The sequence below is a fragment of the Pseudomonas sp. YL2 genome (assembly GCF_023063025.1).
GTDB classification, from domain to species: domain Bacteria; phylum Pseudomonadota; class Gammaproteobacteria; order Pseudomonadales; family Pseudomonadaceae; genus Aquipseudomonas; species Aquipseudomonas putida_A.
Genome location: NZ_JAJSLU010000011.1, coordinates 171,050 through 196,424, shown reverse-complemented (window position 1 = coordinate 196,424; position 25,375 = coordinate 171,050). Strand labels below are relative to the sequence as shown.

Annotated in this window: 21 protein-coding genes and 1 pseudogene; 9 read left to right on the top strand and 13 right to left on the bottom strand. The window is 62.2% G+C overall.

Annotated elements, in window-relative coordinates; genetic code table 11:
- The first annotated feature begins 63 nt into the window (after window positions 1–63).
- Both LVD08_RS17325 and cueR read left to right on the top strand, forming a co-directional pair.
- Window positions 64–2,457, top strand: coding sequence for a heavy metal translocating P-type ATPase (locus tag LVD08_RS17325; protein WP_247268753.1), 2,394 nt, complete (start codon window positions 64–66; stop codon window positions 2,455–2,457).
- On the top strand, window positions 2,454–2,867 hold the full coding sequence (gene cueR / locus LVD08_RS17320; RefSeq protein ID WP_047600471.1) for a Cu(I)-responsive transcriptional regulator: 414 nt from the start codon (window positions 2,454–2,456) through the stop codon (window positions 2,865–2,867). The genes LVD08_RS17325 and cueR overlap by 4 nt, the downstream gene beginning before the upstream one ends.
- On the opposite strand, the pseudogene LVD08_RS17315 reads toward cueR, so the two are convergent.
- The 3 genes and pseudogenes from LVD08_RS17315 to LVD08_RS17305 form a co-directional block, all read right to left on the bottom strand.
- Window positions 2,821–3,962 (bottom strand): annotated as a pseudogene (locus tag LVD08_RS17315) (MFS transporter). The gene cueR and the pseudogene LVD08_RS17315 overlap by 47 nt on opposite strands.
- A gap of 290 nt (window positions 3,963–4,252) precedes the next feature.
- Window positions 4,253–5,149 carry a PA4780 family RIO1-like protein kinase gene (locus LVD08_RS17310; RefSeq protein WP_003221347.1) on the bottom strand — a complete coding sequence of 299 codons (897 nt, stop codon included), beginning with the start codon at window positions 5,147–5,149 and terminating at the stop codon, window positions 4,253–4,255.
- A 324-nt stretch (window positions 5,150–5,473) separates the two neighbouring features.
- Window positions 5,474–6,751 carry an acetyl-CoA C-acetyltransferase gene (locus tag LVD08_RS17305; protein WP_047291079.1) on the bottom strand — a complete coding sequence of 426 codons (1,278 nt, stop codon included), beginning with the start codon at window positions 6,749–6,751 and terminating at the stop codon, window positions 5,474–5,476.
- Between the two features lie 236 nt (window positions 6,752–6,987).
- Here LVD08_RS17305 and LVD08_RS17300 point away from each other — a divergent pair, with 236 nt between their 5' ends.
- From LVD08_RS17300 to LVD08_RS17285, 4 genes are all read left to right on the top strand, one after another.
- Window positions 6,988–8,340, top strand: coding sequence for a 3-oxoacyl-ACP reductase (locus LVD08_RS17300; RefSeq protein WP_247268752.1), 1,353 nt, complete (start codon window positions 6,988–6,990; stop codon window positions 8,338–8,340).
- Between the two features lie 2 nt (window positions 8,341–8,342).
- Window positions 8,343–9,197: a MaoC family dehydratase gene (locus tag LVD08_RS17295; protein ID WP_247268751.1), complete on the top strand. Its 855-nt coding sequence runs from the start codon at window positions 8,343–8,345 to the stop codon at window positions 9,195–9,197.
- A gap of 302 nt (window positions 9,198–9,499) precedes the next feature.
- A complete protein-coding gene (locus LVD08_RS17290) occupies window positions 9,500–11,089 on the top strand; it encodes a collagen-like triple helix repeat-containing protein (RefSeq protein ID WP_247268750.1) in 1,590 nt (529 codons plus the stop codon).
- A gap of 134 nt (window positions 11,090–11,223) precedes the next feature.
- On the top strand, window positions 11,224–12,894 hold the full coding sequence (locus LVD08_RS17285) for a ShlB/FhaC/HecB family hemolysin secretion/activation protein (RefSeq protein ID WP_247268749.1): 1,671 nt from the start codon (window positions 11,224–11,226) through the stop codon (window positions 12,892–12,894).
- Window positions 12,895–13,063: 169 nt separating this feature from the next.
- Here the strand turns inward: LVD08_RS17285 and LVD08_RS17280 are convergent, their stop codons facing one another.
- The 9 genes from LVD08_RS17280 to cpaB form a co-directional block, all read right to left on the bottom strand.
- Window positions 13,064–15,466 (bottom strand): autotransporter family protein, encoded by a 2,403-nt coding sequence (locus LVD08_RS17280; protein WP_247268748.1) that lies wholly within the window; start codon window positions 15,464–15,466, stop codon window positions 13,064–13,066.
- A gap of 226 nt (window positions 15,467–15,692) precedes the next feature.
- The gene (locus LVD08_RS17275) at window positions 15,693–15,965 is read right to left on the bottom strand and encodes a DUF3613 domain-containing protein (RefSeq protein ID WP_134785360.1); all 273 of its coding nucleotides are present in this window, start codon (window positions 15,963–15,965) and stop codon (window positions 15,693–15,695) included.
- A 17-nt stretch (window positions 15,966–15,982) separates the two neighbouring features.
- Window positions 15,983–16,705 (bottom strand): tetratricopeptide repeat protein, encoded by a 723-nt coding sequence (locus LVD08_RS17270; protein WP_247268747.1) that lies wholly within the window; start codon window positions 16,703–16,705, stop codon window positions 15,983–15,985.
- 23 nt (window positions 16,706–16,728) lie between these two features.
- Window positions 16,729–17,613 (bottom strand): type II secretion system F family protein, encoded by an 885-nt coding sequence (locus tag LVD08_RS17265; protein ID WP_247268746.1) that lies wholly within the window; start codon window positions 17,611–17,613, stop codon window positions 16,729–16,731.
- Between the two features lies 1 nt (window position 17,614).
- The gene (locus tag LVD08_RS17260; protein WP_247268745.1) at window positions 17,615–18,499 is read right to left on the bottom strand and encodes a type II secretion system F family protein; all 885 of its coding nucleotides are present in this window, start codon (window positions 18,497–18,499) and stop codon (window positions 17,615–17,617) included.
- An 18-nt stretch (window positions 18,500–18,517) separates the two neighbouring features.
- Window positions 18,518–19,786 carry a CpaF family protein gene (locus LVD08_RS17255; protein ID WP_202370059.1) on the bottom strand — a complete coding sequence of 423 codons (1,269 nt, stop codon included), beginning with the start codon at window positions 19,784–19,786 and terminating at the stop codon, window positions 18,518–18,520.
- The gene (locus LVD08_RS17250; protein WP_247268744.1) at window positions 19,783–20,973 is read right to left on the bottom strand and encodes a pilus assembly protein; all 1,191 of its coding nucleotides are present in this window, start codon (window positions 20,971–20,973) and stop codon (window positions 19,783–19,785) included. Before LVD08_RS17250 ends, LVD08_RS17255 begins: the two co-directional genes overlap by 4 nt.
- Window positions 20,970–22,193, bottom strand: coding sequence for a type II and III secretion system protein family protein (locus LVD08_RS17245; protein WP_096794833.1), 1,224 nt, complete (start codon window positions 22,191–22,193; stop codon window positions 20,970–20,972). The genes LVD08_RS17250 and LVD08_RS17245 overlap by 4 nt, the downstream gene beginning before the upstream one ends.
- A 20-nt stretch (window positions 22,194–22,213) precedes the next feature.
- Complete coding sequence (gene cpaB, locus LVD08_RS17240) at window positions 22,214–23,149, bottom strand: Flp pilus assembly protein CpaB (protein ID WP_247268743.1); 936 nt, start codon at window positions 23,147–23,149, stop codon at window positions 22,214–22,216.
- A 336-nt stretch (window positions 23,150–23,485) separates the two neighbouring features.
- Between cpaB and LVD08_RS17235 the strand changes: the two genes are divergently transcribed.
- The 3 genes from LVD08_RS17235 (at window position 23,486) to LVD08_RS17225 (ending at window position 24,496) form a co-directional block, all read left to right on the top strand.
- The gene (locus LVD08_RS17235) at window positions 23,486–23,692 is read left to right on the top strand and encodes a Flp family type IVb pilin (protein ID WP_095138203.1); all 207 of its coding nucleotides are present in this window, start codon (window positions 23,486–23,488) and stop codon (window positions 23,690–23,692) included.
- 117 nt (window positions 23,693–23,809) lie between these two features.
- Window positions 23,810–24,022, top strand: a complete 213-nt coding sequence (locus LVD08_RS17230; protein WP_096794831.1) for a Flp family type IVb pilin — start codon at window positions 23,810–23,812, stop codon at window positions 24,020–24,022.
- 66 nt (window positions 24,023–24,088) lie between these two features.
- Complete coding sequence (locus LVD08_RS17225; RefSeq protein WP_095138201.1) at window positions 24,089–24,496, top strand: response regulator; 408 nt, start codon at window positions 24,089–24,091, stop codon at window positions 24,494–24,496.
- Between the two features lie 59 nt (window positions 24,497–24,555).
- Here the strand turns inward: LVD08_RS17225 and LVD08_RS17220 are convergent, their stop codons facing one another.
- Entirely contained in the window at window positions 24,556–25,341 is a 786-nt protein-coding gene (locus tag LVD08_RS17220; RefSeq protein WP_096794830.1) for a response regulator transcription factor, read from the bottom strand.
- Between the last annotated feature and the right edge of the window lie 34 nt (window positions 25,342–25,375).

Genomic DNA, 25,375 nt, shown 5'->3' with positions numbered 1-25,375 from the left:
GCTTGACCTTGCCCGCGTGGCAAGGTTGATCCTTGTAGGCATCTTCTACAGGGAGTAAGACCGATGTCCGATTCCATCACTTTCGATCTGCCGATTGCCGGCATGACCTGCGCCAGTTGCGCCGGGCGTGTCGAGCGGGCGTTGCGCAAAGTCAGCGGCGCCAGTGCCGTCAGCGTCAATCTCGCCACCGAACAGGCCCGCGTCCAGGCGCCTGGTGACAGCTTGCCGGCGTTGATGGAGGCGGTTGAACGTGCCGGCTACAGCGTGCCGCAGCAGACGGTGGAATTGAACATCGACGGCATGACCTGCGCCTCGTGCGTCGGTCGCGTCGAGCGCGCCCTGAACAAAGTCCCCGGGGTGAAGAGCGTCAGCGTCAACCTCGCCAACGAACGCGCACACCTCGAATGGCTCGGTCAGGTCGACATTCAGTCGCTGCTCGATGCTGTAAGCAAGGCCGGTTACTCGGCCAGCGTCTGGCAAGCCGAACACCCCGCCACCGATAACCAGCAACAGCGCCTGCAACATGAACGCTGGGCGCTGATCTGCGTGATCGTCCTGGCGTTGCCGCTGGTGTTGCCGATGCTGCTGCAACCGTTCGGCACTCACTGGATGCTTCCGGCCTGGGCGCAATTCGCCCTCGCCACCCCGGTGCAATTCATTTTCGGTGCACGTTTCTACGTGGCCGCGTGGAAAGCCGTGCGCGCCGGCGCCGGTAACATGGACTTGCTGGTGGCCCTCGGCACCAGCGCCGGTTATGGCTTGAGCCTGTACGAATGGGCCACCGCCGCCGGGCGCATGCCGCATCTGTATTTCGAAGCCTCGGCGGTGGTGATCGCCCTGGTGCTCCTCGGCAAATACCTGGAAAGCCGCGCCAAACGCCAGACCGCCAGCGCCATCCGCGCCCTCGAAGCCTTGCGTCCGGAACGGGCGATTCAGGTCATTGACGGTCGCGAGCAAGACGTGGCGATCAGCGCTCTGCGCCTGAATGATCAGGTGCTGGTCAAACCCGGCGAACGCTTCCCGGTCGACGGCGAAGTGCTCGAAGGTCAGAGCCACGCGGACGAAGCGCTAATCAGCGGCGAAAGCCTGCCGGTGCCAAAACAGCCGGGCGACAAAGTCACCGGCGGCGCGATCAACGGTGAAGGTCGCTTGCTGGTGCGCACCACCGCCCTCGGTGCAGAAAGCGTGCTGGCGCGGATCATCCGTCTGGTCGAGGACGCTCAGGCAGCGAAAGCGCCGATCCAGAAACTGGTGGATAAAGTCAGCCAGGTGTTCGTGCCCACCGTGTTGCTGATTGCCCTCGCCACCCTGATTGGCTGGTGGCTGTACGGCGCACCCATGGAAACCGCGTTGATCAACGCCGTCGCCGTGCTGGTGATCGCCTGTCCGTGTGCCCTGGGCCTCGCTACCCCGACGGCAATCATGGCCGGCACCGGCGTGGCTGCGCGCCATGGGATTCTGATCAAAGATGCCGAAGCGCTGGAACGTGCCCATGCAGTCGACAACGTGGTCTTCGACAAGACCGGCACGCTGACTTCCGGCACCCCGCGTATCGCCCATTTCAGTGCGCTGGATGGCGATGAAAATACTCTGCTGAGACTGGCCGGTGCCCTGCAACGCGGCAGCGAGCATCCGCTGGCCAAAGCCGTGTTGGACGCGGCCGCCGAGCGTGACCTGAGCGTGCCGGATGTCAGCGACAGCCAAGCCCTGACCGGACGCGGTATCGCTGGCACGCTTGATGGTCGGCGCCTGGCGCTGGGCAATCGGCGCTTGCTGGAAGAAAGTGGCCAGAGCGCGGGCAATCTCGCCGAGTCCGCAAAGGCCTGGGAAAGCCAAGGCCGAACCCTGTCGTGGCTGATCGAGCAAAGCCCGGAACCGCGTGTACTCGGCTTGTTCGCCTTCGGCGACACGCTCAAGCCCGGCGCACTGCAAGCCGTGCAGCAACTGGCCGTCCGCGGTATTCACAGCCATCTGCTGACCGGCGACAACCGTGGCAGTGCGCGCGTGGTGGCCGAGGCGCTGGGCATTGAAAACGTTCATGCCGAAGTGCTCCCCGCCGACAAAGCCGCGACCGTCGCCGAACTGAAGAAAACCGGCGTGGTGGCGATGGTCGGCGACGGCATCAACGACGCCCCGGCACTGGCGGCGGCCGACATTGGCATCGCCATGGGCGGCGGCACCGACGTAGCGATGCACGCCGCCGGCATCACTCTGATGCGCGGCGATCCACGGCTGGTGCCGGCAGCGCTGGAGATCAGCCGCAAGACTTACGCGAAGATCCGCCAGAACCTGTTCTGGGCCTTCGTCTACAACCTGATCGGCATTCCGCTGGCAGCGCTCGGCTTCCTCAATCCGGTGCTGGCCGGTGCGGCGATGGCGCTGTCGAGCGTCAGCGTGGTGAGCAATGCGCTACTGTTGAAAACCTGGAAACCGAAGGATCTGGAGGAACAGCGATGAACATCGGCCAAGCGGCCCGGCACAGTGGCCTGAGCGCAAAGATGATCCGCTATTACGAGTCGATCGGCCTGCTCAAGGCTGCCCATCGCACTGACAGCGGCTACCGGATCTACAGCGACGATGATCTGCACACCCTGGCGTTCATCAAGCGTTCGCGGGATCTGGGGTTTTCCCTGGAGGAAGTCGGCAAGCTGCTGACCCTGTGGCAGGATCGCCAGCGCGCCAGTGCCGATGTGAAAGCGCTGGCCCGTCAGCACATCGACGAGCTGAATCAGAAGATCCGCGAGCTCGGCGAATTGCGCGACACCCTGCAGGATCTGGTCGAGCACTGTAATGGCGACCATCGCCCCGACTGTCCGATCCTCAAGGAGCTGGCGTCGGGCTGCTGCGCGCAACCCGCCCGCGCCTGAGCGCCAGCCACTTCACGGCCAACAAGGTGCCGAGCGGGATGCCGTGGAACAGCATGACCACGGTACCCGGTGTCCACCAGCCGTAAAACGGCGCGGCAACCAGCATGCCGACGCCGAACCCGGTCATTTGCAGCAAGGTCAGGAAACTGAAAATCGGCAGGCGCAAATGCTCCGGCTCACGTTGCAGGCGCGACATCAGGCTGACTTCGGAAACGCCATCACCCAGCCCCGCCGGCAGGGAAAACAGCAGCAGACCGAGAAGGCTGTGCTGCTGGAACATCAGGATAAAACCGCAAGACATCAACGCCACGCCGAAGAAATACCGTCGCTCCAGATCACGGTTATCCGTGCCTTTGAGGCGACTGGCAATCCGCGCACCCAGCAGTTTGCCGCTGGCCCACACCGCCAGCATCAGGCCCAGCGTGGTGCTGGCCGAATCGGGTGTCAGCAGTTTGGAGATGATCGGGAACCCGACGTTGTCGCGGCACTGCCCAAGGTGTCGGCCATGGTCACGGCAAGCATCGCGGCGATCACCGGAGCGCTGCGCAGGCCTTGTTTCAGAGCTGACCATTCGCCGCGTTCGCTGGTCGATTGTTCGCTGACTTCTGCAGCGGCGAAGCGCAACGGTGCAATCAACAGCGCCGCCAGCACATAGGTCAGTGCGTTGAGCGCGAAGACCGTTTCGAAACCGAAGGCCGCCACCAGCAAGCCGGACACCAGGCTGCCGCCGACCATCGCTGCGGATGACGCCGAGGTGATCCAGGCATTGGTTTTCAGTAGCTGCGCCGGGTCGATCAGCCTCGGCAACTGGCTGTTGAGGCCGATGGCGAACATCGAATTGCCAAAACCCAGGCCGAAGGCGATCACCGGTAACAGCAACGCCTGCTGGCTCAGCGGCAGGATCAATAGCAGGCCGAGCAACGTCGCGCGCAGCAGATCGAAAGCGATCAGCGGCACCCGGCCACTCCAGCGCCGATAGAAGCGCGTACCGATCAGACTGGCAAAAATCCCCCCGCCAACCCGGCTGGCGAGAAAGATCCCGACGCTCATGGCGCTGTTGCTCAGCAGGTAAACGTAAGTCGCCAGCGCGACCATGTTGAGGAAGGCGCCGAAGTCGGAGATCAGCCGGGCGGTGATGATGAGGCGGGCGTTCACATTCAATCCTTGAGTGTGCGAGGGGCGACAAGATTCCCACACACATTCCAGGAACACCACAAATCCCTGTGGGAGCGGGCTTGCCCGCGAAGGCGGAGTGTCAGCCAACAAGGATGGCGGCTGATACGGCCCCTTCGCGAGCAAGCCCGCTCCCACAGGGGATCTGCGGTGGTTCTGGAAATGCGGCAGGCACAAAAAACCCGGCCGAAGCCGGGTTTCTGTTCATGCGCTTACTGCATCCACGGTGGCGGAGGCGGTTCGTCGGACTTGCCCTTGGGCTCGTCATCCGCCGCACGGATCGCCTGCTTGCGCTCTTCGTCGAGCCGCGCCGCTTCAATCTCGCGCAATACACCGCCAACGTCGGCCAGATCTTCCGGATCGTCGAACTCACCGGTCAGCACGCTGTTGGGGTGCAAGGTGCCGGCTTCGTACAGCGCCCACATTTCTTTCGCGTAGCGGGTCTGCTTCAGCTCCGGGGCAAAGCGCCCGAAGTACGAAGCCATGTTGCCCACATCGCGCTCGAGCATGCTGAACGCGTGGTTGTTGCCAGCGGCATCCACCGCCTGCGGCAGGTCGATGATCACCGGGCCGGTCGGGGTCAGCAGCACGTTGAACTCCGAGAGGTCACCGTGCACCAGACCGGTACACAACATCAGCACGATCTGCGAGATCAGGAACGCGTGATACTCGCGGGCCTGATCCGGCTCCAGCACCACGTCGTTCAGACGCGGCGCGGCATCGCCGTACTCATCGGCCACCAGTTCCATCAGCAGCACGCCATCCAGAAAGTCGTATGGCTTGGGCACTCGCACGCCGGCACCGGCCAGACGGAACAGCGCCGCGACTTCGGCGTTCTGCCAGGCGTCTTCGGTCTCTTTGCGACCGAATTTCGAACCCTTGGCCATCGCTCGCGCCTGCCGGCTGTTACGCACCTTGCGGCCTTCCTGATACTCGGCTGCCTGGCGGAAACTGCGTTTGTTCGCCTCCTTGTAAACCTTCGCGCAACGTAACTGGTTACCGCAGCGCACCACATAAACAGCTGCTTCTTTACCACTCATGAGTGGGCGCAGCACTTCGTCGACCAGACCGTCTTCGATCAGGGGTTCAATGCGTTTTGGAGTCTTCATCAGCTTTTATTGTGGGTCCTTTATTACCAAACACGCGAATGTCACTCGTTATACGGCAATCCTCGCGCTACGGGGAGGGGTTGCCGACCTGTGAACCCTGTGGATGCACACACTGTGCCGAAATAATCGAGGTTTGCCGATCATAGCCGAGCCGACCTTGCTTGTAGTTATCGGCCGTCGAGGGCATTTGCGACAGAATCTGACATCGCATGCATTTCCCTCCTGTGGGAGCGGGCTTGCTCGCGAAGGCGGTATGTCAGCCATAATTACAGTAACTGACACGGCCCCTTCGCGAGCAAGCCCGCTCCCACAGGGGGATTGCGCTCAACGTTCGATAATCGCGGTGACACCCTGGCCGCCAGCGGCACAGATCGAAATCAGCCCCCTGCCCTTGCCCGCCGCATCCAGCAGTTTTGCCAGGTTGGCGACAATCCGCCCGCCGGTCGCGGCAAACGGATGCCCCGCCGCCAGCGAGCTGCCTTTCACATTCAGCCGGCTGCGGTCGATCGAACCCAGCGGTGCGTCCAGCCCCAAACGCGTCTTGCAGTATTCGGGGTCTTCCCAGGCCTTGAGCGTGCACAGCACCTGCGCGGCAAACGCTTCGTGAATTTCGTAGTAATCGAAGTCTTGCAGGGTCAACCCATTACGCGCCAGCAAGCGCGGCACGGCATACACCGGCGCCATCAACAGGCCTTCGGCGCCGTTGACGAAATCCACCGCCGCCGCTTCGCCATCGCGCAGGTAGGCGAGGATCGGCAGACCACGTTCTTTCGCCCATTCCTCGCTGCCCAGCAGCACCACTGAGGCGCCGTCGGTGAGTGGCGTGGAGTTGCCTGCCGTCAGCGTGCCCTTCGCGCTTTTTTCGAAAGCGGGTTTGAGCGTGGCGAGTTTTTCCAGGGTCAGGTCCGGGCGCAGGTTGTTGTCGCGGGTCAGGCCGAGGAAAGGCGTCATCAGATCGTTGTGCCAGCCTTCACTGTAGGACGCGGCGAGTTTGTGATGGCTTTCGAGGGCCAGTTGATCCTGCTCCTCACGGGGGATGTTCCAGGTCTGCGCCATCAGTTCGCAGTGCTGGCCCATCGACAGGCCGGTGCGCGGTTCGCCGTTACGCGGAAACTCCGGGATCAGGTGTCGCGGACGCAGTTGCAGAAAGGTTTTCAGCTTGTCGCCGGTGGTCTTGGCGCGGTTGGCCTGCAGGAGGATTTTGCGCAAGCCTTCGCTGACGCTGATCGGCGCGTCCGAGGTGGTGTCGACGCCACCGGCAATGCCGCAGTCAATCTGGCCGAGGGCGATTTTGTTGGCCACCAGCAGCGCTGCCTCCAGCCCGGTGCCGCAGGCTTGCTGGATGTCATAGGCCGGGGTGGCCGGTGAGAGGCGCGAGCCGAGCACACATTCGCGGGTCAGATTCATATCCCGTGACAATTTGAGCACCGCACCGGCCACCACTTCGCCGATGCGCTGGCCGTGCAGGTTGTAGCGTTCGATCAGGCCTTCCAGGGCAGCAGTGAGCATCACCTGATTGCTGGCAGTGGCGTACGGCCCGTTGGAACGGGCGAAAGGAATACGGTTACCACCGATGATGGCGACGCGGCGCAGCTGACTCATGAAAAGCTCCTTGTTGATCCGAATTCATGGAAACCCCTGTGGGAGCTGGCTTGCCAGCGATAGGGCCGGCACCTCCAGCATTTCCAGTGGCTGACACTCCGCCATCGCTGGCAAGCCAGCTCCCACAGGGATGGTGGTCTACTCTGCTGTTCTAGCGTAGGCCTTATTGCGTGGATCGAACGATTGATTGCCGTTGGTAGTCCACACTTTGAACCCCAACTTTTGGAGAGCGTTCCATGTCTGACCGCTATATCGACTTCGCCAACTCATCCATCGGCCACCGTCTGGTCGGGGCTTTGGGCCTGCCGTCGCCGGTGCGGCTGGAACGCTGGCAGGCCGGACGCCTGCGGCCGGTGGACGGCGCGCTGTTGATCGGTGGCGGGCCGCTGGCCGAGCGGGTCAATGCGTTCGCCAACCGCCTGACCGATGCGATCTACAGCTACGGCACTGAACCGTCGCTGGCCACCGCGTGGATTCCCGGGCACGGGCCTAAACTCAAGGCCGTGGTGTTCGACGCCAGCGACCTGCAGCACACCGACCAGCTCAAACAGCTGCGCGAGTTCTTCCAGCCATTGATGAAAAACCTCGACAGCAGCGCACACCTGGTGATCCTGGGCCGCGCCCCGGAAACCCTGCGCGATCCGTTTGCGTCCAGTGCACAGCGAGCGCTCGAAGGCTTTTCGCGTTCGCTGGCCAAGGAGCTGCGCAGCGGCGGCACGCTGCAACTGATCTATGTCGGTGAGGGCGCCGAAGATCAGCTTGAGGGGCCGTTGCGGTTTTTCCTCTCACCAAAAAGTGCCTTTGTCTCCGGACAGGTGATTCGCCTGTCCGCGTGCACTACACCCGTCAGCGACTGGACCCGGCCATTGGCCGGACGCAAGGCGCTGGTCACCGGCGCGGCACGCGGGATCGGCGCATCAATCGCCGAAACCCTGGCCCGCGACGGCGCCGAGGTGATTCTGCTCGATGTGCCGCCGGCCAAGACCGATCTGGAAGCCCTCGCCGCGCGCCTCGGTGGCCGGGCGATCACCCTCGACATCTGCGCCGACGACGCCGCAGCGCAACTGGTCGAACAGCTGCCGGACGGCCTCGAGATTCTGGTGCACAACGCCGGGATCACCCGCGACAAGACCCTGGCCAACATGACCCCGGAGTTCTGGGATGCGGTGCTGGCGGTCAACCTCAATGCCCCGCAGGTGCTGACCAAGGCCCTGCTCGACAGCGGCACCCTGCACGACAATGCGCGGGTGATTCTGCTGGCCTCGATCAGTGGCATCGCCGGCAATCGCGGACAGACCAACTACGCCGCGAGCAAGGCCGGACTGATCGGCCTGGCGCAGGCCTGGGCGCCGACGCTGCACGAACGCGGCATCAGCATCAACGCTGTGGCCCCGGGCTTCATCGAAACCCAGATGACCGCGCACATCCCGTTCTCCTTGCGCGAGGCCGGACGGCGCATGAGTTCGCTGGGCCAGGGCGGCTTGCCGCAAGACGTCGCCGAAGCCGTCGCGTGGCTGGCGCAACCGGGCACCGGAGCCTTCACCGGCCAGGCATTGCGGGTCTGTGGACAAAGTGTTCTGGGGGCATAGGCATGAGCATTGAATGGCACACCCTCGACCGTGAACCGAGCCTGCCCGGCCTGTACGCGCGGGCCGCGACACGGCGCAAGATCACTGGCACCCGACTGCCCGACAGCGGTTTGCGCTGCTGGGTCGATGTCGACCCGCAAAAACTGGCGGCCTATCGCAAGGTCTGCGGCTTCACCGATGACGGCCTGCTGCCGCCAACTTATCCACACATCCTCGCGTTCGCCCTGCAGATGCAATTGCTCACGGCCAAGGCGTTTCCGTTCCCGTTGCTGGGGCTGATTCACCTGAGCAACCGCATTCGCGTGTTGCGGCCGATGGGCGGGATCAGCCGAGCTCAAATCAGCGTCCGCGTGCACAACCTGCAGCCGCATCCCAAAGGCGCGACCTTCGATGTGTTGACCAGCCTCGATGATCAACTCGGGCCGCTGTGGGAAGCCGAAAGCCAGATGCTCTGTCGCGGCGTGAAACTCGACGGCGAACCTGTCGAGCAACACTGGGAACCGTCCCAGGTGTTGACGCAAGTCGCGCAATGGAAAGCCCCGGCCGATATCGGTCGGCAGTACGCCAAAGTCTCGGGCGACTACAACCCGATTCACTTGAGCGCGGCCAGCGCCAAACTGTTCGGTTTTCCCACGGCGATTGCTCACGGTCTGTGGAACAAGGCACGAACCCTCGCCGCACTGGCTGATCATCTACCCAAGGCCAACCTTGAAATCGCCGTGCACTTTTGCAAACCGGTGCGCTTGCCCAGCGAGGTCTCATTGCTGGCGAGTGCGCCGGGATCCAGCGGCGAGTTGCGCCTGATCGGCAACGGCGATCTGGAACACATGGTCGGTCAGTGGCAACCGGTTGCCTGAGTATCCGCCCGGGCAAGCCTGTAAATTGTGTATATATCACTTAAGTTTTTCCGCGTTTGGCGCCGCACTCTGAAAAACTCCAGGCCTTGATTTTCAAGGCCTTTTTTTATGCGTCTATATCCTGGGTATTAGTCCTTAGGCACGGCGCGGCGCCTTATATATAAAGGCGTTAATACCAACTTGAGAATGGTGGAAAAGCACCGCGCGATCGAGATTGGCACCACGGACGAGGCATCACCGGCGACAGATCGGTGAGCCATCGAAAACGACGAATGTTGTTACAGGTGCAAGGAATCTCAATCATGAAAACTCAAGTGTGGTGCAAATCGGCAACAGCTCTGGCATTGATCCTCTCCCTTGGCCTCGCTGGCTGCAGCAGCGGCGGTGGCGGCCATCACAGCAGCTCCGGCAGCTCTTCGCCAGACAGCGCGACGTCGGGCACTGGCGGCACTGGTGGTAGCAGTGGCACTGGCGGTACTGGCGGCACCGATACCGCTGGCACAGGTGGTACCGGTGGCACTGGCGGTACCGGCACGACCAACCCGACCAATCCGACGAACCCGACCAATCCTACCAATCCTACCAATCCGACAGACCCTACGGATCCAACCAACCCGACCAACCCGACTACCACCCCGCTAGTGACCACCACCCTGGTGCAGGATGTCGGCAACACCGTCGCGGGCGTCGGCAGTGGTGTCGGTCAGGTCGGCGACTCCTTGAGCACCGTTCCAGTAGTGGGCGGCGTGGTGCAAAGCGCAGTAAAAACCACAGGCAATGTGGTCACTACCCTGGGTGATGGCGTGGCCAACGGCATCGGCAAACTGGGCACGGTCGACAATGGCCTGGGCGTCACGGCGTCCTCGGTCGGCGGCGTGGTTTCAGATGTCGGTACCGGCGTCTCGGATCTGAGCAGCAAACTGGCGACCGCCACCGGCAGCGTTCCGGTTGTCGGCGGCGTGGTCACCAAAGTCGCTCCGGTGCTCGACGGCGTCGGTGAAAAAGTCACCATGCTCGGCGACACCCTGAGTCTGGCCACTACCACTGGCCCACTGGGCTCGGTGACTAAAAGTGTCGGCAACGGTCTGGTACCAGTGATTGCCATGGTTGAAAGCACCACCGACAAAGTCGGCGATGCAACCGGCCTCGGCGCTCCGCTCAATGGTGTCCTCGGCCAGGTCGGTGGCGCCGTCAAAGGCGTGGGCGGTCAGGTAACCGGTGCTGGCGGCGGCAACGCGTTGACCAACACCGTCGGCGGCGCCTTGACCAATGTCGGCACTGCCGTCGGCAAAGCCGGCGGGCTGGTGGACAACGGCACCAGCAGCGGTGGCGGATTGGGCGGTGGTCTCGGCGGCGGCCTGGGCGGTACCGGCTTGCTGCAAACGGTTGGCGGCGCCGTGGTCAACGTCGGTGCCGGTCTGAACGCCGGCAGCACCAACGGCGTGGTCAGCGCCGGCGGCGTCACGGCTGGCGGACTGGGCAACACCATCGCTTCGCTCAACACCGTACTCGGCGGCTCGGGCACGCCGATCACCGCCACCACCTCGCCACTGGCCACCGTCGGCGCTACCGTCGGCGCAGGGCTGAACCCAGTCACCAGTGCGGTCACCAGCGTCACTCAACAAGTCGGCGCCGCGACAGGTCTGGGCGCGCCGGTCGCCGGTCTCACCGGCCAGGTCGGCGGAGCGGTCAGCACGATCGGCAACACCATTGCCGCCACCAACAACCCGGTCACCACCGCCGTGGGTGGTGTGGTCAGCAACGTCGGCGCCACCGTCGGTGCGGTCGGCGGACTGGTCAACGGCGGCACCGCCACTGGAGGCACCGCAACCGGAGGTCTGGGTGGCGTGCTCGGTGGTCTGACCGGCGCTCTTGGAGGCAACAAACGCTAAATTGCACCTGGCCGATTCGACGGCCTCACCTACAGCGCCTACGCTTGGTTGAGGGCGGAAGATTCCCACGAGTCTTCCGCTTTTTTCTTAGGAAAAATTCAGCCCAGCGCTGTGATCTGACCATGGAGTGTCCTATGCGCGTAATGGCATCCCTGCTGTTCCTCAGTCTCAGTTCCGCCGCCCTCGCCGACACCCTGCCCAGCTTTCTCAACAGCAACGAAACCACGCGTAACCTGCCCGTGCCGAACCTGCCGGCGGATGCTTATCGCCCCGCCGCCACGCCCCTGCAAGTACCCGACCCCGGCGCGGCCACGACGCAGCCGCTGTTGATGGAGACCAAAATCAACCTGAAAACCGTGCAGATCGAAGGCGGCACGATCTACCCGCTCAACGAACTGGCCGAAGTCTACAAACCCCTGATCGGCCACCAGAGCAGCCTCGCCGACCTGATCGAAGCCACACGCGACATCACCCGGCGCTACCAGAAGGACGGCTATCTGCTGTCCTATGCCTTCCTGCCGCAACAGCGTTTCGACGATGGCGTGGCCCGGGTGGTGTTGGTGGAAGGCTATGTGCGCGATGTGCAGGTGCAGGGCGATGTCGGCCGGGTCAAAGGCCTGCTCGACGAACTGGCAGCCAAAATCCAGGCCGAACGCCCGCTGACCCGCAAGACCTTCGAACGCTACACCACCCTGATGACCCGGATCCCCGGGGTGACCATCCAGGCGCAAGTGCCGCCGCCCGGCACCACCGACGGTGCAACAACACTGGTGGCCCAAGCCAGCCGCAAACCGTTCACCAGCACCATGAGCACCACTGAAGACAACCGCAACGGCACCCAGGCATTGCTGGGCGTCAGCAGCAACTCGCAGACGGCGATGGGCGAGCAACTGACCCTGAGCGGTCTGTTTCCACCGGGCGACGATCACGAGCGCTACTACCGTGTGGACTACAACCAGTTTCTCAACAGTGAAGGCACGCAACTGAGCCTGTTTGCCTCACGCTACCGGGCTGACCCGGGCACCAATGTGCTCACCAGCGACGGCTTCGAACTCAAGCCGCACAAGGAGGACGATCGTTACTCCATCGGCGTCAGCCACCCGTTTATTGCCGCTTCCAACGAGCTGCTTAACGCGGGCGCGCGGCTGTATGCAGTGGATAACAAGAACCGCTACGACGTGGTCGGCTATCCGATCAGCATCGAAGAGCGCACCAACGTGCGTGCCCTCGCATTCGAAGGTGACTGGCGCAAAAGCGATGCGCGGCAATTGCGGATTCTCAGCGGCGGCGTGTATCAGGGTCTGGACAGCATGGGCGCGCATTCCAACAACCCGGCGCTGGACCTGAACTTCCTGCGCCTGCGCCTTTCCGGCGTGCAGAGCGACAAGTTCTTCGACAACTGGCAAGGCGTGCTGTCGGCCGCGCTGTACTGGAGCGACGACACCCTGCCTGACAGCGAACGCGCGGTGTTCGGCGGGCAGAATTTCGGCCGTGGCTACCCGGACGATCAGGCATCGGGCGACAAGGGCTGGGGTGCTGCTTACGAGGTCAACTACAGTTTCAATCGCGACGGCAACTGGGTGCGCATCCTGCAGCCGTACGTGGTGCTGGACCGTTCGAAAATCTGGTTCAACAAGCTGGCGGTGCAGAGCAATGACCTGTCATCGGCAGCAGTAGGTCTGCGTTTTGGCGATGCCAAGTACTACAACATTGCGTTGGAGGCCGCCAAGCCGATGTCCGATGAAGCGCTGGATACGTTCAATCGTCGGGCGCGTTACAGCATCAGTTTCAGCTATCAACTGTAGGGTGTCAGATCAATCAACTGAGCAGGCAGACCGCTTGCTCTCACATTGCAGCGCACATCCCTGTGGGAGCGGGCTTGCTCGCGAAAGCGGTGGATCAGTCAGCATTTTTGCCGACTGACACTACGCCTTCGCGAGCAAGCTCGCTCCCACAGGTTTTATGCGATGTGGATCAGAACGCGTAACGCACCTTCGCAGTAAAGCTGTCGGAGTCGAAACCGCTGGAGGTCAGATAGTTGTAAGAGCCGCCGACGCTCCACGCGCCCATCCGGTAGTTGGCGCCCAGGCCCAGTTCATAGCTGTCACGCACCGGAGTGGTACCGCGGCTGACGGACGACTCGCCCCCCAGCACGAAGGCCGATGTGGTGCTGACCTTGTCACCGATGAAGTCATGCCAGGCCATCAGCTTCGCTTCCGGTTCCAGGCTGCCGCTGCCGACATCGAATGCCGCCGCCAGACGTGCACCGACGCCCATCTCACCGACTTCATAACGCTGACTGCCGACATTCAGCGACGCCGAGCTGCCCTTCTCGCGATACGCATCCATGCCCACGTTGGCATAGCGCGCGCCGACCTGAGGCTCCAGCACCACATCAGGCATCAGCCGCAGGCTGTACCCGGCCAGTGCGCTCACGCCGAATACATCACTGTCGTAATCAGCCTTGGCCTGAGTGCCAGCGATATAACGTTTGGATTCGTTATCGTTCCAGCCGTACATCAGCGACGAGTCGACGAACCAGTTGTCATGCACCCAGTTGCTGTACAGCGTCAGCGCATGCCCAGTGACCTTGGTCTTGTTGCCGAGGTCGGATTTCACATCGGTATCGAGGTAGCTGTAGGCCAGACCCAATGTGGTATCGGCATTCAACTGACCATCGGCACCGACCGCGATCCCGTGGCTGTCGGCGTCATAACCGGCGACACCGCGACGCTCGTCCTGATTGGCATCGCTGCTCAAGGCTTGCAGCCATACGCCTTTTTCCGGGGCGCCGGTGGCTGAGCGTGCGCGACTGGAGCGATCATTGATCACGCCCGAGACCAGCGTCTGACTGTTGGTCGCCGCGTGCAGTACACCACGGCTGACATCCGGGCTGAGGGTTTCACTCAGGCGCGCCAGTTCGGCATCGGTGCCAGCGTTGGCGAATGCCTGGAACACCGGATCCTGTTCATCGAGGCGTGCCAGCAGTCCTGGCACATGCCCGACCGCCGTCGCCGCGTTATCACTGCCGCCGACTGCCAGGGTGTTCTCGGCCAGCACCTCGCTCGACTTGGTCGTCACCACACTGGTGATGTCATTGCCGACCACACCGAAACTCTTTACATCCAGCAGCGCGGAGGTCGAGGTCACGGCCAGGTTGTTGCCACCGACCAGATTCCCCGAGCTGATCAGGGTGTAACGCGTTCCACCGGGGCTCACGCGAAAATCACTGGAGCGCGCCAGCAGACGCAGTTGCGCGCCCGGAGCGATATCGGTGGTGCCGGTGACTTTCAGCACAGGCAGCGCCGGGTTGGTGTCATTGCCCAGGTACATCTCCAGCACCGAGTTCGACTCCTCCATATCGAAGTCGCCGATGAAGGTGGTGTGCGGCTTCATCAGGGTCAGCGTGCCCTCTTCGATGGTGACGTAGCCGGAGCGGATGGTCGAACCGTCGAAAGTCGCATCACCGTCGACCAGTACTCCAGACAGGCCGAGCAGGTCACCCTTCACCGCGCCGCCATAGAAATAAAAGTAGCTCGTGCCGTCATCGACCTGGATCGCCGCCTTGCCGCCCTCGATCAACCCGTTCATTTGATAGATGCCGAAAGGCAGGGCGCCACTGGCCTGGCCGCTGACATGCACACCGATGTCCTCGCCGGAGATGGTTCCGCCGTTCCACAGCCTGGTGGAGCCGGAACCCGCTGCGCCGCTGAACTTGACGCCCTCGAACACTACCGCCTCGGCATTGGCACCGGTCGCACGGATAGTCCCGGTGTTGTTGACCGACTGGCTCAGCGTCGCGCCATCGAGCAATACGCCCAATGCGTCGGTGCCGCTAGCGGTGATGGTGCCTCGGTTGCTGAGCCCGGTCATGTTGGTATGCACCAGCAACAGGCCACTGGAGGTCTGGCCGCTGACGTCGATGCTGCCACTGTTGACCAACGAATCGCCCAGCGTGCTGCCGAGATCGGAAATACCGCTGGAGGTGCCAGCGTCGGCCAGACCGTGAACTGAAATAGAGCCTTCGTTGAGCAGCGCGCCGGCGATTTTGGTCGGCACCACTCCAGCGGTCCCCAGACTGATCCCGGTGCCGAACCTGGCGCCGTCAATCCGGATATTGCCGATATTGCGCAGTTGATCCGCCGTTACTCCCGAGAGCTGTGCGCCGTAGGTCGTACTCACCTGGGAAACGGGAGCGATATTGCCGTTACCGCTCAGAGTGATCAGCCCCCAGTTCTGCAGGTTACTGGTCAGCGGGCCGCCACTCAGGTCGTGGTTCAGGCTCGCGCCGGCGGCGATAGCCATAGAGGTGTGCAAAGCGGCGGCGGCGGAGATGGAGAGCGCCAGGGCAGAGCGGCGCAGGCAAACGATAGTCACGCGAGATTCCCTTCCAAAACATGAGAAACAGTTTCAGCAGGGTTCGTTACATGATTCAGGCATCCCTACCGTCCCACCAGGTCGTCCTGGTTCGGGCGCGGGGAATGTACACGAGCCATCATTTTGACACCAAATAAAAGTCAAAGTGATGGCGTCAATTTTCAAGACAATCCATCCAGTATCCGCTCAGGCCGCATCTCCTGCGCGCTTGAGCGTTGCGATCAACCTAGTTCTTGGTCTCGATCTTGCCGCCCGCATCCGGGTCGTAAAAATCCGGAATCTCGTATTTGTATTTCTTCAACCAGCGTTGCAGCGCCAGCTCCCGCTCCGCCGCCGTGGCGGTTTGCGGCTTGGGCGAGGCTGCCTGGTTGCGACTTTGCAGCACCAGCCAGCCTTCGGTTTCCTGTTGCTGCGCCGAGGCCGGGCCGGCGTCGATCGCCTGGGCGGCGAACGGCAGGCTGAGCAGGGCCAGGCAATAAACACTGTGCAAGGTGTTCATGGTCATCTCCCGGAGTGTCACTTGAGCGTCGACGGTTGTGGGTCAGCCACCACCGCTACTTGATTACCAACCGCGGTCGGGGCCTTGGCCGGCACCTTGAGTTTTTCCGCGCGGGCCTGGGCGTCGGCGAACTGCTCCGGCGTCAGGTGCGCGCGGCTGACGATTTCGGCAGCTTGCTGCCAGTTGTTCTGGTACAGCAACAAGCTCACCAGATTCAGCGTGGCCAGTTGATCGTTCTGCTTGAGTTCAATAGCGGTCAGAAACTCGAAGCGCGCGTCTTCAAGACGCAACTGGTTGAGATAGACCACGCCGAGGTCGTTGCGGATTTTTTCATTGGTCGGCGCCAGACGTACCGCACGCTGCAAGTGTGCCTGGGCCTGGCCGTTGTCGCCACGGGCGGCATAGATCTGCCCCAGGCCGTGTTCGGCGTCCGCCGTGAGGCAAGTACCGAGTAGCCCGCGATACAGCGGCTCGGCTTCATTGCGCCCGAGCAAGCGATACACCCTGGCCTTGCGCAGGCGTACCTCGACCAGTTTGTCGGGCAGGCTTTGCAGGTTGGCCAGGCTGGCGTGCAGTTTGCCGTCGTTGGCCAGATCGTCCGCCAGGTTCAACGCCAGTTCCTGTTCGGAATCGAGCTTGCTGCAACTGGTCGGTGCGAGCATCGCCGACCACGGCGCCTGGCCGTCGGTGGCGCAACCACCGAGCAACAACAGACTTGCCACGACAATCAGTGCTTTCATCAAACGCTCTCCATGAGCCAACGTCAGTTTGCAAACGCCCGGGTAATCGCGGTGAACCCCGGGCCGGCCAGTACGATCAGCAAGGCAGGAAACAGAAACAGCATCATCACCACCGACATCTTCGCCGACATCTTCGAGATGTATTCCTGCAGTCGGGTGAGGCGGCGGTCGTCGAGTAATTGTTTGAGCGCCAGCAGCGATTTCATTGCCCCGCCACCCTGCTGAATCAGTTGCTGCAGGATCACGCAGGTGTCGGTGAACTCATCGACCGCCAGCATCACCGAGGTCTTGTTCAACTCCTGTCCCAGCTCCAGTCCCGAGTCGACCCGGGCCAGAATCAGGCGCAGTTCGCGGGTCAGTTCCGGCAGCAGTTTCTGCCCTTCGGTGCTGAGCACGCGCAAGGCTTGTTCAACCGCCATGCCCGACTCGAAGAGGATGCGCAGCAGCGGAATGAACGTGGAGATTTCCACGGCGATGGTTTTCTGCCGACGCCCGGCGGCGTAAGCCAGCAGCCGCTTGGGTAACAGGTAACCGGCGCCGGTGGCGAGCATCGGCACGATCCAGCGGTTGGCGGCGTGCGGAAAAAACACTTCCTGCAGAAATATCGCCAGCCCCAAAACCAGCAGCGGCGTGCCGATCTGGCAGGCGGCGAACAGCGAGCGCTCACTGGCGCGGCGCCAGCCGAGGCGACTGAGCAGGGTCTGGGTTTCGCTGTCGATGCTCACCGAGCGCTGACCGAACCTGCTGTTACCCAGAGCCCGCAGCCAGTTACCGAAACGGTTCTCGCGCACCAGATGCCCCTGCAAACGCTGGTTGACCTGGCGCACCCGGCGGCGCTCGGTCAGCAGGTGATTGACCACCAGCAACAGCGCGCCGAGCAGCAGCATCAGAGCGGCGAGATAGACCATTTCAAATACTCCGCAACATGCGCCACAGCGCCAGGCAACCGGTCACTTGCAACACCACGGCGATGATCAACATGGTCCGACCACCGGAGTCGTGCCACATGCCGAGCATGTAGCCGGGGTTGGTCAGCATGAAGTAGCTCACTAGAATCACCGGCAGCGAACCCAGCACCAACGCGGTCATGCGTGTTTCGCCAGTCAGTGCGCGCAGTTGCCGGGCGCCCTGGTCACGTTCGCGGATCAGCTTGATCAGGTTCTCCAACAGCTCGCTGGCATTGCCGCCGTAGCGATGATTGACCTTGAGGCCGAGGGCAAACATGCGCAGTTCGTCCTGTTCGTAGAGTTCGGCGAAATCGCTGACCGCATCCGGCAGATTGACCCCCAGCTGCACGTTGCGCTGCACCCGGCCCATGGCTTTTTTCAGCGGATCCTCGCTCGATTCGATGCCGCCCATGACGGCGTCGCTCAAGGTGCGGCCGGACTTGAGACTGCGTACGGTGTAGTCGAGCATCTGCGGCAACTGCTCGATCATGCGTTTGATCCGCCGGTGGTACAGCCAGGAAATGTACAGGCGCAGGATCAGCGGCGGCGCCAACAGCATCGCCAGCAAACCGATCCAGTCCGCCAATAGATAACCCAGGACAATCGCCACGCCCCACAGGGTCATCCACAGCCCGAAACGCTCGCTGGGACGGCCAAGCCCGGCGCGCAAAAACATCCGTTCAAGCCCGACCCAGGTCGGCTTCTGCGCGGCCAGTTGCGGCTGCCCCGCCGCGAGACGATTGAGAACCCGTTCGTTGCTGGTCTTGTGGATACCGTGCACGAACAGCCAGATCGATAGCCCGAGCAGGATCAGACACAGAAGGATGAGAATGGCCGGTCCGATCATGATGCAAGTCCCATGCGGTCAGCCCAGGTGGGTCTCGTGGCGCAACTTGTCGCCCGCCGGATTGACCGCTTCGCGCAGGAAGCCGAAACCAGTGCGCCGATCAAGGCGAAACAAGGTGTTGGTGACGTAGACGTCTTCACGGATGCCGACCACTTCCACCACCTCGCTGACACAGCGGCGGCCGTCGGGCATGCGAGTCAGCTGGATGATCACATCGAGGGCGGCGCAGATCATCTGGCGCAAGGTGCGCTCGGCGATCGAGCGACCGGTCAGCCCCACCAGCGTCTCCAACCGCAGCAACGCATCCTGGGCATTGTTGGCGTGTACGGTGCTCATCGAGCCGTCGTGACCGGTGTTCATCGCGGTCAGCACATCGACCACCTCGACTCCACGAATCTCGCCAAGGATGATCCGGTCGGGGCGCATGCGCAGGGCGTTGCGGATCAGGTCGCTGGCCTTGACTTCGCCGTGGCCCTCGGCATTCGGCGGACGGGTTTCCAGGCGCACAACGTGCGGGTGGCCGAGCTGCAATTCGGCGACGTCTTCGATGGTCACCAGACGTTCGTGGGGGTTGATCAATTGGCTGAGGATGTTCAGCAGCGTGGTTTTGCCGGTGCCGGTACCGCCGCTGATCAGCACGTTACAACGCTTGCCGACCGCCTCCTGGAGGAACTCGAAAATCGCCAGATCGATGGTCTGCATCGCCATCAGGTCGCTACTCTTGAGCATGTCCTTGCGAAACTTTCGAATCGACAGGCAGGGGCCGTCGAGCGCGATCGGCGGGATGATCGCGTTGACCCGGCTGCCGTCCGGCAGCCGTGCATCGACCATCGGTGAAGACTCGTCGAGGCGCCGTCCGAGTGGCGCGAGAATCCGTTGCATGACCCGCTCGACGTGGTGCGCGTCGATAAAACGCAGGTCACTTTGATGCAGCACGCCATCGCGTTCGATGAATACCCGGTGCGGGCCGTTGACCAGAATCTCGGTCACCGACGGATCGCGCAGCAGCACTTCCAACGGACCGAAACCGGTGAGTTCGTCGACGATTTCCTCGGCCAGGCGCTCCATCTCGTAACGGGAAATCGCCAGGTGCAGACGGGCGATGTATTCGGCGACCTTGTCGGTGACAAACTGCGCCAGCAATTGGCGCGAGCCCTCCAGCAGGTTTTTCCCCGACTCTTCGATGGCGTCGATGATGTAGCGGTGCAGGACCAGTTTCAGGCCTTCGTGATCGGTATTGCCGGTCGCGCCGCGCTGCACCGCGCCGAACAGTTTTTCCGCGCTCATGAGGTGCCTCGCAAGCGATCGAACCAGGTGACTTTGGGTTTGGCCAGGCCTTCGGAGCGCCTGGCCAGACGCTCACCGAGAGCACGCAGGCTTTGCGTGAGTTTTTCCCGCGGGGCCAGTTCGAACAGGCTGACGCCCTGATTCTTGGCGTTCAGGCGCACTTCGGCATTGGCCGCCAATACCGCGATCACTTCGAGGTTGAAGGTTTTGCCCAGGGTTTCAGCATCCGGGGCCACGCTGCCCAGATAGCCGTCCACCAGCAAACGTGCGTGGTCGAGCTTCATGCCCTTCTCGCGCCACAAGTTGAGTACAGCGAGGTTGCGCCGGCAATTGAGCACGTTCTGATCGGTGTACCAGATCAGCTTGTCGCAGTGGCTGACAAACGTGCGCAAGGCTTCACTGTCAGATTGCCCGGTAAGGTTCACGACGATGTGCTGAAAGTGTTGGCGCAAAGCGCTGAGCAACATGTACAGCTCGGCGGCACTGGTGTTTTCCAGCGGCTCGTCGCTGCTGGCATACGCCAGAATCCGCAGCCCCGCTTCAGCGCTGGTAAAGGCACTGTCGATCAGGGTCGCGTCGAGCCTGCGCAAGTGACGCAAGGCATCGCCGAAGTGGAACGAACTCTCGAGCCCGAGCAACGCCAGGCTGTCGCCGCGCGGCAGCCCCAGATCCAGCAGCAGGGTCTGTTGTCCGCTCTTTTGCACCACCTGCGCCATATGGTTGGCAAGCAGCGCGCCATCGCAATAGCTCTGCGTACCGTACAACACCGTGAGGCCGCCAAGATGCGTGTTGGCCGCCACCGGTGGCAGGCGCTTGTTCAAGCGCCGTACCAGCCCGGCGACTTCACTGGCCCGCGAACCGTAGGCGACGAAATCCCGGGCGCCGGCACGCATGGCGTTGAGCACCAGTTGGTTGTCCATGCCGTCGCCGAGCGCAACGATGGCAAGCATCGGCTTGGCTTCCAGCGCGCCTTCGATCAACGCACTCTGCGCCACCACATGGTCGCGATCGAGGCCGACGAACACCAGGCTGGCGAAGGTGACATCGACCAGCGCCAGCAACTCGTCCAGGCTCCCGGCCCCGGCGCTCACCACTTGGCCCAGCGGCGCGAGTGCGCCTTGCAGCCACTCCAGATCGGTGCTGTTACGGGTGATCGCCAGAAAAGTCTGGCTGAGGTTCTGGTTCATTGGGACAGCCCACTGCGTTTGTCGAAGTTGCCGTTTTCGAGGAAGAACATGCGGTAGAAATTCGGATCGTAGTTGCGCAGTTTTTCCCCCGGCAGCGATGGCAGTTGCGCGTCCGCCGCCAGAGGCTGCACCAGGTGCGGGGTGACAATCATCAGCAGTTCGCGCTCTTCGCGTCTGATCTGCGAGCCTTTGAAAAAGGCGCCGAGCACCGGGATATCGCCCAGCCCCGGAAACTTGTTCACCTGCGAACTGTTGGTGGTGCTGATCAGGCCGCTGATCACGAAGCTTTCGCCATCGGCCAGCGAGACGCTGGTGTCGGTACGGCGGATGGTCAGGGCCGGCACGGTGGTGCCGGCGATCTGCACGGCGTTGCTCAAATCCAGTTCGCTGACTTCCGGTGCGACTTTCAGCGCGATGCGGTCGTGGCTGATGACGGTCGGGGTCAGGGTCAGGCGGATACCGAACTCCTTGTACTCGATCGACACGTTGTCGCTGCCGGCGCTGGGCACCGGAATCGGGATTTCACCACCGGCCAGAAAGCTTGCGCTCTGCCCGCTCAACGCCACCAGGCTGGGGCGTGCGAGGGTGTAGGCGAAACCGCTGGTTTCCAGCGCGTTGATGATCGCCATGGTCTTGCCGCCGATCCACGAGAAATTGAACAGGCCGTTATCCACCGGTAGCCTCGGCGTCGGCACGCCGTCGATCGGTGGCAACGTACCGGGCGAACCAAACAGGAAATTGCCCCGTGTACCGATTAGCGAAGCGGTGGCTTCCTTGAGTTTGGTGCGGCTGACTTCGACGAAACGAATGTCGGTCTGCACTTGCGAGGGCAGCGTCGGATCATCGGAAGGCATTCTGCTGGCGCTGGTCAGTGCGGCAGTGGCACTGCCCTTGACGAACACCATGCTCTGGCGCGGCTCACTGGAGCACGACGTCCAGACCATCAGGCTGGTGGCGCCGGGGGCCACGCCGGTGAGTAGAAACGAGGCGCTGCCGGTGTCGTGCACATCAGCGATCTTCGGGTCGCCGATAGCCACGCGGGTGATTGCCACGGGCGACTGGATGTCCTGCTGGAAGCCTTCGCCGATCTCGATCACCGGCGGCATACGGCCGAGTGCCGAGCAATTGCCGGTGGCCGCGACGGCGGCGTTGATCGACAGTCCCATCAGTATCAAGGCCCGGACGACAGGTGTTAATAGCGGCCTGAATCGACTCTGCATGCACGTGGATCCTTGCTCAGTCATGGGGCTTGTTGGGAAAGCTGATTGCCGCGGATCACTTCCATCGGCCGCGCACCGCCATGGCCGCCAGCGGCCGGCGCTTTTGGCGCGGCACCGAGGGCCAGTTGGGTGAACTGGAAGAGCTGGCTGTTGGCGTTATCCACATGCGCCGGTGACTGGGTTTCACCGGCCCAGTACCTGGCCAGACGCTGTTCTTCGCTGCTGCGCACGGCCAGGCGCAACGTGCCGACCTGAGTGGCGAGCATCATCCGGCTGAGCAATTGTTCGGGCACCGCCAGCACCACGGTGCGTGCAGCGATCCGGCGTTGATCCTGTTTGAGTTTTTCGTCGGCGCTCAAGGCCGGGGTGGCGGGTTGGCCGTCGTTGGTCAGGCCGTATTGCTCACCGACACCGAGTACGCGCATGGCCGGCACCACGATCTGCGCCGACTGCTGCAGATTGCTCGCGTCCTGACGCAGGTAGAGCAGCACATCGACGTAGTCGCCGGGAATCAGTTGCCCGGCGGCGCCGATCACTTCATCCACGGCCACGGTGAGCGCGCGCTCATCACTGTGAATCATCCGCGCCAGTGAGCCACCGGCCTGAAAGCTTTCGTCGTTGAGCCAGGTGCCTGCGCTCAAGTGCCGCCACGGCGTGCGACCCACCGCTTGCTCGACACTGGAAAGGCTGCCGGCTGGCGCACTGCGCAGTTTCTCCACCGCCACATCGGCAGCCGTGAGCGGCGTGAACGGCGGCACATCGTGCAACAGCACGACCACTGGCTGGCGGGTCTGATCTTCGGCGGCGGCCAGGGTTTTTTCCATGGCGACTGCCGGGGCGGCAGGCACTTGGGCAACGGGAGCCGGTTGCCGACTGAGCATCAGGCCCCAGTAGCCGACGACGATTGCCCCCAGCAACAGAACGGCTGCAAGACCCATGGTGACGCGACTGTTCATGACGGCTCTCCCTTTCCTCACTGCACCGACAGCCTGTACTTCCTGCCGAGAGAATTTTTCGCGATCAGGCAGCTATGAACATGCAACGATTTCGCTATTTCCAAGCTAGCTGATCCGAGCCAAAACGCCATTTCTGACAGGAAAATAACTCACTAAAGTATGAGTCCTGGCCAATTAACTGTAGGGTTTGGCTCGACTAACGTTCTGGTTAATCCTTTGTGATTAATCCGTTCTTACAGTTGTTGAGCAGGGGTTTGTTGACAATGCTCTGATAGCACGGTGAAAGCATGCCGCTGTAGCGTTGGATCGGCGCCAGAGGCGCAAAGGAGTGGACGTATGATTCTCGAATATCTGCTAGCCAGGGCCCGTCTGTTTCTCAAAAGCGAGGAAGGGGCGTCGGCAATCGAGTACGCAATCGTGGTGGCAATGGTAGCCGTGGTCGTCGTGGTGTTCGTGACACCTGTCGGCAACAAGGTACTGGCGATTTTCAACTCAGTTCTGACCAGTCTCGGCGGAACGGCGCAGGTCCGGCCTACGCCTTGATCCCCCCCGCTCGCCCCCTTTCAATGCCCGCGCGAGTGAGCAATCGCGCGTCCGGGCGTTGACGAGGCAAGTGAATTTCCAGCGTGTGGCCAAGGGCTGACGCAAAGGAGAATGCTCATGGTGGTTGAATATCTGTTGATGCGTGCGCGGGCCTTTCTGACCAGTACTGAAGGCGCGTCGGCCATCGAGTACGCGATTGTGGTGGCAATGGTGGCGGTAGTGGTCGTGGTGTTCGTGACACCGGTTGGTGCCAAGGTGCTGGCGATTTTCAACAGCGTGCTGGTATCCCTTGGCGGCACTGCACAAACCGCTCCGGTACAAACCCCCTGATGTGAGTCGCGTCCGGCGAATGTCGCGCTACACTCGATCTCACTTCCAGCTTTTCAGGGACTGCCCATGACTGCCTCCTCGCTCCCCCGCCAACAGTTGCTTCTGGTTGACGACGAAGAGGACGCCTTGCTTGAGCTGGCCGAGTTACTGGAGGGCGAGGGCTTTGTCTGTCACACCGCCACCTCGGTGAAACTCGCCCTGCATCACCTCACCCGCTTTCCGGATATCGCCCTGGTGATTACCGATCTGCGGATGCCGGAAGAGTCCGGCATGTCGCTGATCAAGCGTCTGCGCGAGCACACCTCACGCCAGCATCTGCCGGTGATCGTGACCTCCGGACATGCCGACATGGAAGACGTCAGCGACATGCTGCGCCTGCAGGTGCTGGACCTGTTTCGCAAGCCGATCTACCACGTGCGCCTGCTGGAAACCCTGGACAATCTGTTCCCCAAACCGAAGACGCAGGCCGGGTAATTCACTCAGGGTGTTTTGGAAGAATTGACTGCCTGCCCGCGAGGAACAGGCAATCAAGATCAGTGTGCTGTCACACGCTGACGGGCGGCCGAAGCACTCGGTGATAGCGCCAATGCCAACTGGGTGCGGTTGTGCATATGGGTCAGGCGCAAGACCTGCGAGACATACAGTTTCACGGTGTTTTCGGTGATGCCCAACTCGCAGGCGATCTGATAGTTGGTCTGCCCTTTGCCCACCAGCCGCGCCACATCCAGTTGCCGTGGCGACAGCTGATTGAAGATCGCCGGGATCTCCTGCTCGGCTTCGGCGCCGTCGCCGCCGAGCATGTCTTTGACCACCGCCGCCGGATTGCGCCGAACCTTGTCCAGGTCCTGGTAGAGATCATCGATGGATTCCGAGAGAAACTGCAGCTTCTGGTTCAGGTGCCCCAACTGGACATTCTTGTGCCGCTCTTGCAGGGCCGCTTCCTGACGCTTCACGCCTTCGAGCAGTTCATCCAGCTGGATCGGCTTCTGGTAGTAGTCGGCAATCCCGGCACGCAGGGCCTTGATCACGTCCTGTTTGTCGGCGCGCCCCGTGAGCATGATCGCTTCGAACACCCGGTGTTTGCCGCTGATGCGTTGCAGCTCCTGCACCAACTGAATGCCATCCATGTCCGGCATATGCAGATCGCTCAGCACCAGACCGATTTCCGCGTCTTCGCTGAACCGTTCGATCGCCTGCGTGCTGGATTCACACGGCACACAGCGGTAACCGCTGCTTTCGAGAAACTCGCACAACTCTTCGACAATCAACGGCTGATCATCGACCACGAGCACTTTTACCGCCGACGTAAGCTTGTTCACGAACCACTCCATTGCTCGGGCCAAAGCTGACTTT

Coding starts and splice junctions, on each gene's coding strand:
- LVD08_RS17245 (WP_096794833.1), bottom strand. CDS start 22,193: ATGCAGAGTCGATTCAGGCCGCTATTAACACCTGTCGTCCGGGCCTTG.
- LVD08_RS17235 (WP_095138203.1), top strand. CDS start 23,486: ATGATTCTCGAATATCTGCTAGCCAGGGCCCGTCTGTTTCTCAAAAGC.
- LVD08_RS17285 (WP_247268749.1), top strand. CDS start 11,224: ATGCGCGTAATGGCATCCCTGCTGTTCCTCAGTCTCAGTTCCGCCGCC.
- cueR (WP_047600471.1), top strand. CDS start 2,454: ATGAACATCGGCCAAGCGGCCCGGCACAGTGGCCTGAGCGCAAAGATG.
- LVD08_RS17295 (WP_247268751.1), top strand. CDS start 8,343: ATGAGCATTGAATGGCACACCCTCGACCGTGAACCGAGCCTGCCCGGC.
- LVD08_RS17225 (WP_095138201.1), top strand. CDS start 24,089: ATGACTGCCTCCTCGCTCCCCCGCCAACAGTTGCTTCTGGTTGACGAC.
- LVD08_RS17230 (WP_096794831.1), top strand. CDS start 23,810: ATGGTGGTTGAATATCTGTTGATGCGTGCGCGGGCCTTTCTGACCAGT.
- LVD08_RS17305 (WP_047291079.1), bottom strand. CDS start 6,751: ATGAGTCAGCTGCGCCGCGTCGCCATCATCGGTGGTAACCGTATTCCT.
- cpaB (WP_247268743.1), bottom strand. CDS start 23,149: ATGAACAGTCGCGTCACCATGGGTCTTGCAGCCGTTCTGTTGCTGGGG.
- LVD08_RS17260 (WP_247268745.1), bottom strand. CDS start 18,499: ATGATCGGACCGGCCATTCTCATCCTTCTGTGTCTGATCCTGCTCGGG.
- LVD08_RS17255 (WP_202370059.1), bottom strand. CDS start 19,786: ATGAGCGCGGAAAAACTGTTCGGCGCGGTGCAGCGCGGCGCGACCGGC.
- LVD08_RS17300 (WP_247268752.1), top strand. CDS start 6,988: ATGTCTGACCGCTATATCGACTTCGCCAACTCATCCATCGGCCACCGT.
- LVD08_RS17325 (WP_247268753.1), top strand. CDS start 64: ATGTCCGATTCCATCACTTTCGATCTGCCGATTGCCGGCATGACCTGC.
- LVD08_RS17290 (WP_247268750.1), top strand. CDS start 9,500: ATGAAAACTCAAGTGTGGTGCAAATCGGCAACAGCTCTGGCATTGATC.
- LVD08_RS17270 (WP_247268747.1), bottom strand. CDS start 16,705: ATGAAAGCACTGATTGTCGTGGCAAGTCTGTTGTTGCTCGGTGGTTGC.
- LVD08_RS17275 (WP_134785360.1), bottom strand. CDS start 15,965: ATGAACACCTTGCACAGTGTTTATTGCCTGGCCCTGCTCAGCCTGCCG.
- LVD08_RS17265 (WP_247268746.1), bottom strand. CDS start 17,613: ATGGTCTATCTCGCCGCTCTGATGCTGCTGCTCGGCGCGCTGTTGCTG.
- LVD08_RS17250 (WP_247268744.1), bottom strand. CDS start 20,973: ATGAACCAGAACCTCAGCCAGACTTTTCTGGCGATCACCCGTAACAGC.
- LVD08_RS17310 (WP_003221347.1), bottom strand. CDS start 5,149: ATGAAGACTCCAAAACGCATTGAACCCCTGATCGAAGACGGTCTGGTC.